We start from the raw sequence: 15,336 nt of genomic DNA on the forward strand, positions 1-15,336 counted from the left end.
AAGGCTTTAGTAAAATTCAGCAGTAAAAATAATAGAAGTAAAAGGTGATTATTTTGAAAAAAACGCTAATTGTTTTAAGTATTTTAAGTGGACTGTTATTCGCAGCAATTGGAGGCTGGTACGGTTATAATAAACTGAAGTATGAAAAGTGTTACGTTAAAATAACGGAAAATGGAAAATCAGACGGCACGGCCCCTTCGAAGGAATTCGTTAGTTATAATCTTGTGGCCTATGATAAAAACGGAAATGAGGTTCCTGTGAAATTTTGGGCTAAAAAAAAGCTGAGAGTAAATGCATATCTTGCTGTTGATGTATTTAAACCATTGAATAAGGATTCAAATGATATAAACTCATATAAAGAGGTAACAGCGGAACAATTACCTGAAAAAGTGAAAGAAAAGTTAAATATTAAATGATAAATAAGGATTCATGTAAAGAGGTATTTACTGAAAAGTAGGTACCTCTTTAATATAATCAAGAATGTAATAGGTGAAAATCCCTAATAAAACTAAATATGCACTTTCATATTTAGTAGTTAAATATAGCTGTATATTTATATAAAATATTAGAGATAATATAATGAAAGGTGAAATAGATCGGTGGGGGAATTATATGAAAAAAATTATGATTATTGAAGATGATGAAGTGATTAGAGAAGAATTGCAAAACTTTTTACAAAGATATGGATACGATGTAAAAGCTCCTATAGATTATATTAATATTATGCAGTATGTTGAAAACGAAAATGCAGATCTTATATTGCTAGACATAAATCTTCCTGTGTTCGATGGATATTATATATGTAGAGAAATACGTAAAAATTCAGATGTTCCAATTATAATAGTTACAAGTAGGGACAATGAAGTAGATGAATTAATGAGTATGAATTTAGGTGCAGATGATTTTATTACAAAGCTCTATAATACAGAAATATTATTAGCAAGGATAACAAATATCATGAAAAGAACATATGGAAGCTCGAAGACGAGTAATATGTTAAGTTACATGGATTTCCATTTAAATCTTTCCAATGCAAGCGTTATGTATAAAGATCAAGTGATAGAGTTAACGAAAAATGAAGTGAAAATCCTTTCCTATTTAATAAACAATAAGGGAAATATCGTAAAAAGGGAGTTCCTTATGGAACACTTGTGGAAATCAGATTATTTTGTAGATGACGGTACTTTAACTGTGAATATTACTAGATTACGAAAAAAACTTGAGGAGCTTGGTATCGAAAACCCAATCGAAACAAGAAGGGGATTGGGGTATATCATGCCATGAGTATAGGTGAATTCATTAAAGACAAAGTGATAGTAATTATGTCTAATCTGCTGTTATTTTTTATATTATTAGTTGTGATGGTTATGATGGATTTTCATGCCCTTCTCATATTCTTTGTGTTTTGTATTTGGTTTTTGCCCTTATTTTCGTATATGGCTTTAGAGTGTATACAGGCTAAAGCATATTATGATGAAGTTGACAGCATATTAGAAAGTTTAGATAAGAAATACCTACTTCCAGAAGTAATAAAGGAAGCTCATTTTATCCATGGGGAAAAACTAAACCATATACTGAAGCAGGTAAGTAGAGATATGCATGAGAAGGTGAAATACTATAAAGATATGCAGGCAGACTATAGGGAGTATATAGAAACATGGGTACATGAGATTAAAACCCCAATTGCTTCTACAAAGCTAATTATTGAAAATAATCAAAATGAATTAACGAATAAAATAGACCTCCAGATCGATAGGATTGAGGGATTTGTAGAACAGGTGTTGTATTATTCACGAAGTAACAATGTAAGCAAAGACTACATTATTAAACCCATTCAACTTAATGATGCAGTAAGGAATGTCGTGAAAAGAAATTATAGGGATTTCATTCATAAGAAAATCAAACTAGATATAAAAGATATCAATGAAATTGTATATAGTGATAGAAAATGGTTCGAGTTTATGCTCAATCAGATAATAGGGAACGCTGTAAAATATGCAAACAGTGAAACGCCCATGATCAGCATATATTCAGTTAAGAAAGCTAACTCAGTCATGTTAACTATAGAAGATAATGGAGTAGGGATCGTAGATAAAGATATAAATAGAGTATTTGAAAAAGGATTTACAGGTGAAAATGGTAGAAGATTTAGTAAAAGTACAGGTATGGGCTTGTATCTATGTGAAAAGCTTTGTTCCAAGCTAGGCATAAAAATTACGATTGACTCTAAGGTAAATATAGGAACTAAAGTTACATTTATAATTCCTTTGTCAGATATGATAAACTATGTAGATTATTTATGAATCTTTAAAAAGGAAGGTCTTCCAAATTGAAGAGTTTTCTTTTTTTGTGCACGGATAATGTCCGCTAATACTTATTGCGTGATTTGGTTCCATTGCTACACAGACCCCTTCTTCGCCAAGGTTCCCAAAATAAAAATATATCCATAGGGAAGCGTGTAGAACCTTGCTATAACGATAATAAGAAAATACAGCCAATATATGTTAGCTATATGCCTGCATTGCAATTGTAGGATTAGCAAAAACAAAATAATAATTTGGAAATGCTGCATAAATTGTATGAACAAATATTAATAATCCTATCTATTGTTGAAGAGAACTAAAAAAAGAGGTTGTCCCTAAAAAGTCGTTTTTTAACGAATTTTTGAGACAACTTCTTTTCTTACATATTGTAAGTTAAATTTGAGAGTAAAATAAAATTAAGCATGTTATTATTTTGTAGAAATTCCTACATACGATGAAATATCAACATTTAATGCTTCTGCTAAGCGAATACCATATTCGCGATCTGCACGGAAGAAGTTACAAATAGCTAGTAGTTTCGTACGCTCATTTACGTCTTTCAAGTCATTAGTTAAGTTTGCAATTAAGTTGTCTTGCTCTTCTTTAGAGAATGAACGATAACGCTCACCGGCTTGTTTGAAGTCGTTCGGTTTCTCATTTTTTTCACGAGATACATAGCCTCCTACTCTCATAGTTGAATCGCGGTATGTTGGGTCTTCAACTGGATTTTCAGTATGGCGGCTCGGTTCATAGTTTATTGTAGATGGGTTTTGATTTACTTGCATCGCACCATCACGTTGTTGATTACGAACAGTTGCGTATGGGCAGTTTACAGGGATTTGTAAATAATTTGCACCAAGTCGGTAACGCTGTGTATCTGGGTAAGAGAATAAACGACCTTGTAATAGCTTATCTTCAGATGGTTCAATACCAGGTATAGTTGCACTTGGTGTAAAGGCCACTTGCTCTACTTCCGCAAAAAAGTTTTGTGGGTTACGATTTAGTGTCATTGTCCCTACTTCAATGAGTGGGAAACAATCTTCTGGCCATACTTTTGTTGGATCTAATGGGTCGAAATCTAAAGAATCCATTTGATCTAATTGCATCACTTGTACGTATAGATCCCATTTTGGATGATTTCCTTTTTCAATCGCATCGAATAAATCGCGAGTTGCATGATTGAAATCTTTACCTTGTACTTGTTCCACTTCTTTTGCACTTAAATTTCGTACACCCTGCTGTGGTTTCCAGTGATATTTAATGTAAACAATTTTACCTTTTGCATTAATCCATTTAAATGAATGGACGCCGAAACCTTCCATTTCACGATAGTTTGCTGGTGTACCATAATCAGAAAATACCCATGTCATCATATGAGTAGATTCTGGTGTTAACGTCATGAAATCCCAATAACGATCTGGCGTTTGAATATTTGTATCAGGTGCTGGCTTTAAAGAATGCACCATGTCAGGGAATTTAATTGCATCACGAATGAAGAAAACTGGTAAATGGTTACCTACGATATCGTAGTTTCCTTCTTCTGTATAAAATTTAACAGCGAACCCACGCGGATCACGTGCTGTCTCCGGAGAGCCTTGGCCATGAATAACTGTTGAGAAACGAACGAATACAGGCGTTTCAGTTCCTTCATTTTGTAAAAATGCTGCCCTCGTATATTGCTTCATACTGTTTTTAGTTACAAATACACCGTGAGCACCTGCACCACGTGCATGTACAACACGCTCTGGAATACGTTCACGATCAAAATGAGCAAGCTTTTCTACTAAATGATAGTCTTCTAATAATACCGACCCACGGCGACCAGCTGTACGAGAATTTTGGTTATCTCCAACTGGAGCACCTTGGTTTGTTGTTAAGCGATTATTTGGATTCATGATGTGGAACCTCCTATTTATAAACGATAATAATTTTTTCATAATAATTATTATAATTTAATATATATTTAGTTTTATTGCTTGTCAATAAATAAAAATCGTTTTTATTTCATTTTTTGAAATAGGATCCGCGAATCAATCTATAAATATATCTTGTATATTTACCATAGCCAACCTAAAATACTCTGCAAGAAATCCATGACTCTGTCTTATCACCTGAAATTATCCAACCGATTAGTAATCTTCTAAACTAGAGCATACTAATAACACATCTTTTCTGCTGTTTCATTCTCCTTATATTTATATAAATTAATCCGTATGAGTACTCGTCCATCATTTTGGAATTTTTTTAAAACCGCTCCAGTGGGAACTATATGCTCAACTAAGTAATTATTTCATGTTATGTAGTATGTATATTAAGTTGTAATTATTATAAATTGATAATTGATAAAAGTAAATAATTTGTCGATAAGTGTCATAAAAAAACCAATATCAATTCTTTTTTTATAATTTTTATAAAAAAAGAATTGATATTGCATGGAGATTATATTAATATCATTCGAGGATATTATGTACTATTTGGGTCCACCGCCAGCATTTTGGAGCAACCAAGCTTCTTAAATGAAAAGATCTCTAGCGTACGATATTCGCCTTTAGGCTAGGAAGATATTAATTTCTTGGGAGAATATACGTTCGGGATATTACACCCAATAAGTTTACATTGCTTATGTCTTCTGAATATTAAAGAGCCGATTTGCTCATAACGAGGTAAATTGGGCTCTTTTCTTCTCTGACTTTTCGTAGCTTGTTTTTTTTTCTGAAATAAACGTTAATTACGAGGAGAGAATGCCGATGCTTAGAAAATACCGAAATATAGGGAGTTTATTATTAATTCTTACTCTGCTAATTATAGCCTGTGTATTACAGGCCTTGGGAGAGGAGAATGGGGAATGACGGATGCAATTATAGAAATTTTTATGAAATTCATTGTGATTTATTGTATAGGCTGTTTTGGTGGTAGTTTGTTATGGAAAACGAAAACAGATTGAAAGATAAGGAGATTCACTATGAGCCTTCCCACCCAAAAAAAGATGTTGCAGCGGGTTAAAAAAGAGGCAACGTCATACTGTAATGTTGATCCTTTAGCTTTTGCAATAGGGATTAGAAATGGATTTTTAATGGTAATGCCATTTTGGTTAGTTGTATTGTATTTAGTTATATAAAAACGCCATAACTACGAAAGGGTGGGAGAAATGATTGCTTCGAATGGAATTATAGATATCCATTCGAAAAAGCAGGCCCAAGAATTCACAATGGAAATGACAAAACAAATGCTTCATGAAACCGTTGGATTCAAGTGGGGGAGAAATGCATAATCATTTTTAAGTGGAACCATCTTTGATATTAAAGCTAAGTATAAAGAACAAGCTCATTTATCCGAACTTAAAGTGTTTGTTGTACAAAGTGAGAAGAAGGACAGCTTTTTAGAAGATATCACTAGCCATTTGAGATTATCCTTCCTCTCATTCATGCTTTTTAAATCATGTTAGCTTGAAGAATCAATACGTGCTCTTTGTTCCTATCCTTTCTGGATCGTATATGAGGGCAATAGAGGGGGGGAATAACAAAATGAGTTTAATTACTCCACATTATTTGCTTGTAGGTGGATGTTCGAAAGACAAAGTGTTACAGGCACATAAAAAAGCAAAAGAAATATTTAATCAGAATAACGAAATAAATAAATTGATAAGTCCGTTGAAAAGCGACTCCTTTTTTATACTTTATGATGGCAGCCATCACAGATGGAAAAATGAAGATGAATATATGAAGGCGAAAACGGCATATGTTCAATACCTTGTAGAGTCTGATATTCAGTTTGTAGAAATGGCAACACAAGAATTAATTTCTTGAAAGCATGCAAAAGGTCCAAAAAAACTAGAACAGCACATCTATCATGTAAAAAGAAAAAAACGGCGCATCATTAATCAGCTAATCGATTGGGGAGTTTCAAGAGGCTCAACTTTATTCAGGTGAATCAGAAGAGAACTTGTATTATCTAGTCAAAGCGTTTTGAGGTGTATATAAAAACGTGGGAATTTAAGAGCAAACGATGAAAAATATTTCGTTTTCACGTAATAAATTATGTGGTCGTAGAGTTGACAGGGGAATGAGATTAAGGACGAAAAAGTCCTATCACTTAATTAATATAGAACGAATAAACTAGGGATACCACTCCATGTCCACCAACTTAAGAATCTTTACTAGCTCCACGTTATTCTTTCTAAAAGACTAAATCGAAAGGATGACAGTTTTTTTACTAGATTTTTAAGTTGATGGACATATATAGTGACTCCTAGGAGTTGATACATATAAAAAAAGTGCACATGTATATAAAATTTTTTGAAAATAAACTACCAGAATCTTAGAACTTATATCAAACCAATAGCCGTTTATCAACAAGAGTAAAGGAGCGGTGAGTATGACAACAATCTTAGTATTAGAAGATGATATAACCATCCGTAGTTTTATTACATTGAACATGCAGCGTGCTGGTTTCAATGTTTTAGAAACCGATACAGGTGAAAAAGCTCTTGAACTTTTAGAACAGAATAATGTTGATATTGTAATACTTGATGTTATGTTACCAGGAATAGATGGATTTCGGGTATGCAAAAGTATACGAAAAAACAATGAAGATATTGGTATTATTATATTAACGGCACTTGTTCAAGAGAAAGATCAGGTACACGGTTTGACAATTGGGGCAGATGATTATATTAAAAAGCCATTTAGTATAATTGAATTAGTAGCACGTGTACAATCATTGCTAAGAAGAATTCAAAAAAATAAAAAGGAATTGGAATTGATTCATTCGGGGCCATTTCAATTAAATCTTCTGCTAGGAGAATTATATAGGAATGAGATAGTAATTGATTTAACTCCAACAGAGCATATTATTTTACGATATTTAATGGAAAATTCCATGAAACCAATTTCACGTAATGAACTCCTAAATAAAATATGGGGTATAAATTGTGTAGGTAATACAAAAGTCATCGATGTGAATATCAATCGTCTTCGTCAAAAGATCGAAACTAGTCCTTCTAATCCTGAGTTTCTCCTTACGGTACGAGGAAAAGGATATAGATGGAACGAAAACAAACATTGCAACTAATTTGGCAGAAAATCGATTCGCTTATACTTTTTTTTAATTACAAAAGTATTTACAAAACTTACAAAAACTATTTTTAATATTGAAAGCATTTTAATATTAGTGTTAAGAAAACAAATTTGGGCAATAGGGCAATTCAAAAGAACGTCGAAACAGTATCATTTTCTGATGGGAATGAATTGAAAATTAAATCTATTTCTTTAAGATTATAAATGTTAAAATCGATGTTTTATCGTTATATGTAGTATCGGCTACTATTATTTCTGAAGCATCTGTATATAATAAATTACCAGTAGATATGATTGATGGATATGCAGTTTTTTGATAAATAACCCCTACAAGAAACAAGTTTTTTGTGGATAGCTTGTTTTCTTTCACCCTTACAGAACTGTCATCTTTATCATTTTAGCCAAGAAGACTCCTTCCTCAAGGAACGCGAAGTGAGTAGGTGGGAGATGAATTGGCTTCGGACAAGAGATGGCAGGAAGCAATCTTAATTGTTCGACATACATAAACTGTTACTTCACTATCTATCGAATGTATGTTTGTTGTATAATAGACACATGCCGAAATGGAGGTGAAATGAGTGATGATTAATAAAGCATATAAATTTCGTATCTATCCAAATCAAGCACAAGCAACCCTAATTAATAAAACAATTGGCTGTTCTCGTTTTGTATTCAATCATTTCCTATCTCTATGGGATAACGCATACAAAGAGACAGGGAAAGGTTTGACATATGGTACATGCTCTGCCAAACTTCCTGCCATGAAGAAAGAATTTGTTTGGCTCAAAGAAGTGGATAGTATTGCGATTCAGTCGTCTGTTCGCAACCTTGCGGATGCTTATACACGCTTTTTCAAAAAACAAAACAGTGCCCCGTGTTTCAAATCTAAGAAAAACAACGTACAATCTTACAACACAAAACAAACAAATGAAAACATTGCCGTTGTAGGAGACAAAATAAAATTGCCAAAACTAGGTCTTGTTCGATTTGCCAAAAGTCGTGAAGTAAAAGGACGTATTTTAAATGCTACAGTTAGACGGAACCCTTCTGGCAGATACTTTGTGTCCTTGTTAGTTGAAACAGAAGTACAAGAACTTCCGAAAACACATTCTTACATTGGAATGGATGTGGGACTAAAAGATTTCGCCATTTTGTCAGATGGAACAATCTATAAAAATCCGAAGTTTTTTCGATCATTAGAAGAGAAGTTGGCGAAAGCACAGCGTGTTCTTTCTAGAAGAACAAAAGGATCTTCTCGCTGGAATAAACAGCGAGTAAAAGTGGCTAGAATTCATGAATACATGGCAAATGCTAGAAAAGATTACTTGGACAAAATCTCAACTGAAATCATCAAAAACCACGATGTTATCGGTATAGAGGATTTGCAAGTATCGAATATGTTAAAGAATCATAAGTTAGCAAAAGCAATTAGTGAGGTATCATGGTCACAGTTTCGAACCATGTTGGAATACAAAGCAAAATGGTACGGCAAACAAGTCATTGTCGTATCGAAAACATTTGCTTCCAGCCAATTATGTTCTTGTTGTGGATATCAAAACAAAGACGTTAAAAATCTCAACCTACGTAAATGGGACTGCCCTTCTTGTCGTACACACCATGATAGGGATATTAACGCAAGTATTAATCTAAAGAATGAAGCGATAAGGCTTCTAACCGCAAGGACTGCGGAGATAGCCTAATAAATTAGAGTTCAATAGAACTCTTTACTTAGGAATCCCCCTCTTCTAAACGAAGTGAAAGTGGGGGTAGTTCAAGTAAGGTTATTAGATAGTTTATTTAGTTTTTAAAATTAATAATAGGATTATAGCAATCAACAATAACTTTTTAAAAATTATAGGAGTGTGTTAATAATGATCGTAACAACAACTAATACTATTCAGGGTAAAGAAATTATTGAGTATATAGACATCGTAAACGGTGAAGCAATTATGGGTGCAAATATCGTACGCGACATATTCGCTTCTGTTCGTGACGTTGTAGGTGGCCGTTCTGGTGCTTATGAAAGTAAATTAAAAGAAGCTCGTGACATTGCCATGGAAGAAATGAAACAACTTGCAACGCAAAAAGGAGCAAATGCAATTGTTGGTATCGATGTAGACTACGAAGTCGTTCGTGATGGAATGCTAATGGTTGCAGTAAGCGGTACAGCTGTACGTGTCTAAATAGAAAGCAAAATATAACCTAATTGGTGAACTGCAATTCTAATTGTTAGACATAACTAACAATTAGAGTTGCAGTTTTTTATAGAAAAATACTCTTTGAAAAAAATTAGTTACATAGAGGTTCTGGCGAATAGCTAACAATGTATCAAATAAGTCGATACATTAGGTGTAGGGTTTACACAATCGCTATTAACTATTGGAATTTCTGGCATATCCCAAAAAGGATTCTTGCGAAAGTACATGAAGGGAGTCAATTCCTTGGTAGAGGTCAATTCCTACTACTAGAAACCACTGATTCGGTTAAGCAAAGTTACTTAGGTAAGAAACCATCAAAGGTGATCTTGGAATTATGTCTAATATGAAAAAGCCAAATGCAACATTTTCAGATGAATTAAAGGAAGTAAAAAAAGAGAATAAGAGTGTCTCAAGCATACCAGGGTATGTTGAAAAAATAAAAAACTAATTAAATCAAAAAGATGATGCAGAATAAATTATTAATATTATAAACATATATCGATTCAAAAGGAGATGTTTAGTTTGTTAAATTATGAAAAAGACGCAGAAGTTTTTAAGGCATTAGCTCATCCAGTAAGAATTGAAATTTTGAAAGAATTAATTATAAGAGGGGCATGTAATGTAACACAAATTGTAGGTATACTGGGTATCCCACAATCTACTGTTTCACAGCATTTAGCAAAGATGAAATCTCAAAAATTAATTAGAAATGATAGAAAAGGATTAGAAGTCTACTATAGTGCCCAAAACAAAACTATTAATTCCATTGTTGAAATACTACTAGATTACAAATCTACTAATTGTAAGTAAAAAATAATAATCTTTGTTCCAGAACCCCCTAAGTCAATCAAGGATTCTTAGCGGATTGATGAGACATATGTAAAAATTAAAGGTCAATGGATGTACTAATACCGTGCTGTTATTTAAAGTTAATACAATTAATTTTCATGTTTCAAATACGTCAATGACTTCTTATGATTAAACTACCCCCACTTTCACTTTTTTAGAAGAGGGAGATTCCTAAGTAAAGAGTTAGGCTATCTCCACAGTCCTTGCGGTTAGAAGCCTTATCGCTTCATTCTTTAGATTGATACTTGCGTTATAAACATTTTCAGTCTTCCTTCTTTTTAATTAACTCTTTTACAAAACCTTTTACTTTCTCTTTTTCTACCTCACTACATTTTATTTCTTCAAATTCAGTTAGGTTTATATGGATCTCTTGTAATAGTTCATAAATATCTTTCATACTATCTCACCCCCTAAATTCTTTCTTATTTTAATTTTTTATGCAATTAAGAAAGTGAATCTAAGGCATATTTAGTAAAAATTTATTCTTTCCGTATTATCGAAATATTTAATTTGTAATATGTAACGTTAATAATGGATAGACAATTTCTTATACCTTATATAACGTATTAAACAAAGTGATTTCTCACACTTACCACAAATTTTTTTTAGATCGCATACCATACGATTCCATGCTAACAAAAAATTGAAAATGTCTATTTCTTAAATTGCATCATTTAAAATACTTTCCAATTACTCCCCTCTATATTTGTAAATACTTACTTGATTGAAAATTTTCTTTTTAAGTATCACTATTTTTATATCAAATAATTACAGAAAATTCTGAATTTTATTTAAAAAATTTTGAATGTGTCTTTCTTGAAAAAAACTGTGATAATATTTAAAAAAACGATTTGAAGTTAATATTTCCCACCCTATTTTTAATTGAATTATTTTTTCATTTGAGTATCTTTACCTTATTTACTTCCTATTTGTTAGTTTATTGTATTCTGTTCTATATATTTATTTTTTAATGCGGTTGTTTAAAAATAAAAAGGTAGTCAGTCTGCAATATCTAAATAAATTAATTAGATGTTAAAGGGGGAAAAAACATTGAAATTGAAAAAAACTGTAAGTTCATTAGTATTAAGTGCTGCAATACTTGGTTCAGGAGCAACAGCAGCATTTGCTGCAACACAAAATGTAGGGGGGGGAACATGGAATTATGGAACCGGTGGTGGTTCAGTTTGGTCAAATTATTACCACGGAAGCAAAGTTCACAAATCTTCAGTAATCGGACAATATTATTATAGTTCTCCATGGACGAACCCAGGTTATACTTCATATGCAAGTGCACCTGATACAGCTGGTGTAGATGAATCTTATTGGTCTGTTAAATAAAAAGTAAGAAAAATCCTAGAACTCGTGGGTTATTACCTGCATGTTCTAGGATTCTATTTTATGTGACTTATATACATATAGATAAGCAAATTATTTTTATTAATATTTGAAGACAAAGGGTATTCTATCTTCATTTGAATTCTAAATGAAAATAGAATACGGAAAATGGAGACTGGTATGAAAAAAATATTAATTACTTTAGTACTTGTAGCCTATGCTGTATCTTCATTTGTATTTACTAAGCACTTTGAAAAAAGAGAAATGGTAAATATAAATTTTTCTGATAAAAATGGAATTCAAGTGGTTGAATTGAATAAAGATGAACGCCCGGAAGATAAACTAAGAAAGATTGAGGAATTATCCAAAAAGGAAAAAATCAACATCTATAAATTATCATATAAACCGATTAAAACTTCAAAAAAACAAAAAGTAACTATCTATGCAGCTATCGGGGATGAAACACAATTCAAACAAAAATATCCGCTAGAATGGGGAGAGATATTCACTCAAGATCATTCCGCAGCAAGTTATTTGTCATCAAGAGATACGAAAGATAAAGAGCAGGTTGGAAAGATAAACATATTTTCACCTGAACTTATGGTGGAAATTAGGCCTATAGAAGCGGCAAAAGATGAAAACTTGAGAGGCGCTTATTTTGTTGATAGTAACAATCCAAACGTTGTTCAAAAGGTAAAAGAGAAATTAAATACCGAAATCGGGTTCAAAACGGAAGAGTCAGAACGAGTAGGTGCTATGAACATCCTAGAAAATCAGGGAGTTGATAAGTACTTTATTATAGTTCTTACTATAGTTCTGTTACTCATCTTCCTGAGTTTTTTATATTATATATTATTAAATTATAAAAGTTTGGCAATTAGAAAACTGTTTGGATATACGGATAGAGAACTGATTTTTAAGCATCTATTAAAAGAAAGTATTCAAATTCATACGTTATCCTTAATGGTAGTTATTATAGGACAAGTAATATACTTGTTTTTTTATAATGGGATGAGTAAATTCTTAGATTTTGGTAGTACATGGATTGTGTGGCAATTAATTTTTTCAGGTATTTCTATTCTAGTTAGCCTACTTCCTTCTTTAATGATATATCATATAAAAATTCTGGAACTATTAAAAAATAAAAAACCATTAAAACTAGTTCAATTTTTAAATTATAGTTCAAAGTTTATCTTTTCGATTTTTCTAATTATCTTTTCTTTTAATCTTATAAATTATTATCAAGATCTAACTGTACAAAACTCTAACCAGGAACAATGGGATACAACAAAAAATTATAGTTTTTATGAATATCAAAGTAATATTATAGGCGACCGCACAAACTGGGAATATGAAACTGGAATTAAAAGCAAGAAACTATTTGGAATAACTAACCAAAAAGGGGCTTTGCTTATAAAACCATCAGATGGTATAACGTACAAAAAACAGTTAGAGTATAACAATTCTTTAAACAATACTATAGGAGATGTTAAAGAGTATGATCCTCATGGCGGTAACACCCTTCAAGTGAATTCTAATTATTTACATGATAATCCAGTTTATGATTTGAATGGTAAAAAAATCAATATCGATGCTGATTATGGTGACTATTTAGTTATATTAGTTCCCAATAAATATCGCAGCAACGAAGCTGATATTTTAAAAATGTATAAAGAATGGTATCAATTCACAAGGTTTATTGATGAAGATAAACATAAGGAAAGCATAGGAGAAAAAATTGAACCACATAAACAGGTTGAAATTAAACTTCTCTATATCCAAGATAACCAAAAACATTTTTTGTATAATCCTATGCTAGAGGTTAACAACCAAAATTATAGCAAGGGCGCTATATTGATTGTTGTTAACTCAGAAAATATGGGTGGAGACAGCTATTTAAGTTATTTAACTGGGCGTTATTTTTTCCCAAAAGTAGATAATCCAAGTCAGCCTTATAAAGAATTAAAAGAAGACATTAAAATCGCAGGTCTCCAAGATATCATTCTTACAACGCCGTCATTATATAGTATTGTAGATGATTATCTCTTTAAATTAAAAAGCGAACTTCAATTTACTCTTCTTTTTGTAACATTATTACTTAGCATAGAGATTATTATTACTTGTTTTACAGTTTTAAATTATTTAGAAAGAAATAAATTTATTCATGCCGTTCAGAGAATCAATGGCTTCGATTTTTATAAGCGACACAGTAAAATCTGTTTTCTTTTAGGTCTTTTTTGGTTAATAATTTATTTAGGTGCATTAACATTTAAATTAGCAAATTATACAATTATTTCACTTATAATTCCAGCTTATTGGTTAGTTGAATTATTAATTGTTTATTTCATCATTCGATTTGTAGAAAAGAAGAAAAATAAGGACGTATTAAAAGGAGCGTAGTTCAAGTGGAAATTGAGCTGAAAAATATATCTAAGAAATATGAAAATAAACAAGTGCTTGATAATTTTAATTTGGTTGTAAATAAAGGAGAAATGATGGCTATTACGGGGCAAAGTGGAACCGGAAAATCAACGCTATTAAATATAGTAGGTCTTTTAGAAGAACCAGATTCTGGAGATGTCATCATACAAGGAATAGAAAACGCTTGGAAGAGCGAAAAAAAACAAATCGAGCTTTTTAGATATACAATAGGCTATCTCTTTCAAAATTATGCATTAATTGATAATGAGACTGTGAGCAAAAATTTAGATGTAGCACTAGAATATGTTAAGTTACCTAATAAAGATGACAAGAAAAAAGAAGTTCTAGAAAAAGTTGGGCTACTAGACAAATTAAACAGTAAAATTTATCAACTTAGTGGTGGAGAACAACAAAGAATAGCATTAGCTAGGCTCATGTTAAAAAAGAATGATATCATCCTAGCAGATGAGCCAACTGGATCATTAGATGAAGTGAATCGGGATCAGGTGCTTAGTATATTAAAGTCATTAAATAATGAAGGAAAAACAATTCTAATTGTTACTCATGACCCTGAAGTATCTAAAATATGTACTAACGTTGTTACACTATAAATTTTGAAAATAAGGTATTAACGGTTATGGTGCAAAAACTTCAAAATAACTGTAATGAAAAATCCCCCATAGATCTTATACCTATGAGAGCTTCCTAAGGGTATTTCATATTTGACTTAGTTCTATTGTAACAGGCTTTCGTCATACATGAGAAACATAAAGATCCTCATAACAAGAAATTCTTTAAACCTTTGCTGAAAGGGAATGTACGCTTATCTTATAAAAAAAGAATGCTCCTTTAAATAACAAAAAGGGCATTCTTTTTTTAGTGGCTTTATTCTCCAGTATCCAACTTCATTTTAACTGAGGCTTTAGCCTTTTCTGGTAGATGGCCTTTAAATCCGAGTCTGAAAGGTTTCGTTTTTGTGCAACTATTTGAATTAACGCAAGTATCAATCTAAAGAAAGAAGCGATAAGGCTTCTAACCGCAAGGACTGTGGAGCTAGCCTAATAAATTAGAGTTCGATAGAACTCTTTACTTAGGAATCCCCCTCTTCTAAACGAAGTGAAAGTGGGGGTAGTTCAAACAGGTTTCAAGGGATAT

At 31.9% G+C, this 15,336-nt stretch carries 15 protein-coding genes and 1 pseudogene; 14 read left to right on the forward strand and 2 right to left on the reverse strand.

Annotated elements, in window-relative coordinates; all coding sequences use genetic code 11:
• Positions 1–44: 44 nt before the first annotated feature.
• The 3 genes from A6J74_RS00690 to A6J74_RS00700 all read left to right on the forward strand — a co-directional run bounded on the left by A6J74_RS00690 (position 45) and on the right by A6J74_RS00700 (position 2,303).
• Positions 45–416 carry a YxeA family protein gene (locus tag A6J74_RS00690; RefSeq protein ID WP_255410426.1) on the forward strand — a complete coding sequence of 124 codons (372 nt, stop codon included), beginning with the start codon at positions 45–47 and terminating at the stop codon, positions 414–416.
• A gap of 196 nt (positions 417–612) precedes the next feature.
• Positions 613–1,284: a response regulator transcription factor gene (locus A6J74_RS00695; protein WP_080609174.1), complete on the forward strand. Its 672-nt coding sequence runs from the start codon at positions 613–615 to the stop codon at positions 1,282–1,284.
• Positions 1,281–2,303 carry a sensor histidine kinase gene (locus tag A6J74_RS00700; RefSeq protein ID WP_000021943.1) on the forward strand — a complete coding sequence of 341 codons (1,023 nt, stop codon included), beginning with the start codon at positions 1,281–1,283 and terminating at the stop codon, positions 2,301–2,303. The genes A6J74_RS00695 and A6J74_RS00700 overlap by 4 nt, the downstream gene beginning before the upstream one ends.
• Positions 2,304–2,731: 428 nt before the next feature.
• On the opposite strand, the gene A6J74_RS00705 is transcribed toward A6J74_RS00700, so the two are convergent.
• Positions 2,732–4,198: a catalase gene (locus A6J74_RS00705; RefSeq protein WP_001069197.1), complete on the reverse strand. Its 1,467-nt coding sequence runs from the start codon at positions 4,196–4,198 to the stop codon at positions 2,732–2,734.
• Between the two features lie 1,067 nt (positions 4,199–5,265).
• Here A6J74_RS00705 and A6J74_RS29865 point away from each other — a divergent pair.
• The 8 genes and pseudogenes from A6J74_RS29865 to A6J74_RS30580 form a co-directional block, all read left to right on the forward strand.
• The gene (locus tag A6J74_RS29865; protein WP_000056873.1) at positions 5,266–5,421 is read left to right on the forward strand and encodes a hypothetical protein; all 156 of its coding nucleotides are present in this window, start codon (positions 5,266–5,268) and stop codon (positions 5,419–5,421) included.
• Between the two features lie 30 nt (positions 5,422–5,451).
• Positions 5,452–5,574, forward strand: a complete 123-nt coding sequence (locus A6J74_RS30240; RefSeq protein WP_000562068.1) for a hypothetical protein — start codon at positions 5,452–5,454, stop codon at positions 5,572–5,574.
• A gap of 253 nt (positions 5,575–5,827) precedes the next feature.
• A complete protein-coding gene (locus A6J74_RS00715; protein ID WP_000053167.1) occupies positions 5,828–6,109 on the forward strand; it encodes a hypothetical protein in 282 nt (93 codons plus the stop codon).
• Positions 6,110–6,677: 568 nt separating this feature from the next.
• Positions 6,678–7,373: a response regulator transcription factor gene (locus A6J74_RS00725; RefSeq protein WP_000207757.1), complete on the forward strand. Its 696-nt coding sequence runs from the start codon at positions 6,678–6,680 to the stop codon at positions 7,371–7,373.
• 583 nt (positions 7,374–7,956) lie between these two features.
• Positions 7,957–9,078, forward strand: coding sequence for an IS200/IS605 family element RNA-guided endonuclease TnpB (gene tnpB, locus A6J74_RS00735; protein ID WP_000973303.1), 1,122 nt, complete (start codon positions 7,957–7,959; stop codon positions 9,076–9,078).
• 171 nt (positions 9,079–9,249) lie between these two features.
• On the forward strand, positions 9,250–9,561 hold the full coding sequence (locus A6J74_RS00740; protein ID WP_000637486.1) for a heavy metal-binding domain-containing protein: 312 nt from the start codon (positions 9,250–9,252) through the stop codon (positions 9,559–9,561).
• Positions 9,562–10,098: 537 nt separating this feature from the next.
• Positions 10,099–10,386 (forward strand): ArsR/SmtB family transcription factor, encoded by a 288-nt coding sequence (locus tag A6J74_RS00745; protein WP_000935902.1) that lies wholly within the window; start codon positions 10,099–10,101, stop codon positions 10,384–10,386.
• Positions 10,387–10,437: 51 nt separating this feature from the next.
• A pseudogene (locus tag A6J74_RS30580) lies at positions 10,438–10,537 on the forward strand (DDE-type integrase/transposase/recombinase); the annotation flags it as partial.
• Between the two features lie 150 nt (positions 10,538–10,687).
• Here the strand turns inward: A6J74_RS30580 and A6J74_RS30245 are convergent.
• Complete coding sequence (locus A6J74_RS30245) at positions 10,688–10,822, reverse strand: hypothetical protein (RefSeq protein WP_000653177.1); 135 nt, start codon at positions 10,820–10,822, stop codon at positions 10,688–10,690.
• Between the two features lie 653 nt (positions 10,823–11,475).
• Between A6J74_RS30245 and A6J74_RS00755 the strand changes: the two genes are divergently transcribed.
• From A6J74_RS00755 to A6J74_RS00765, 3 genes are all read left to right on the forward strand, one after another.
• Positions 11,476–11,763: a lactococcin 972 family bacteriocin gene (locus A6J74_RS00755; RefSeq protein ID WP_000768886.1), complete on the forward strand. Its 288-nt coding sequence runs from the start codon at positions 11,476–11,478 to the stop codon at positions 11,761–11,763.
• Positions 11,764–11,940: 177 nt separating this feature from the next.
• Positions 11,941–14,160: a DUF1430 domain-containing protein gene (locus tag A6J74_RS00760; protein ID WP_080609176.1), complete on the forward strand. Its 2,220-nt coding sequence runs from the start codon at positions 11,941–11,943 to the stop codon at positions 14,158–14,160.
• Positions 14,161–14,165: 5 nt separating this feature from the next.
• Positions 14,166–14,792 carry an ABC transporter ATP-binding protein gene (locus A6J74_RS00765; protein WP_000402084.1) on the forward strand — a complete coding sequence of 209 codons (627 nt, stop codon included), beginning with the start codon at positions 14,166–14,168 and terminating at the stop codon, positions 14,790–14,792.
• Positions 14,793–15,336: the final 544 nt, after the last annotated feature.

Source organism: Bacillus sp. FDAARGOS_235 (assembly GCF_002073415.2).
GTDB lineage: Bacteria > Bacillota > Bacilli > Bacillales > Bacillaceae_G > Bacillus_A > Bacillus_A toyonensis.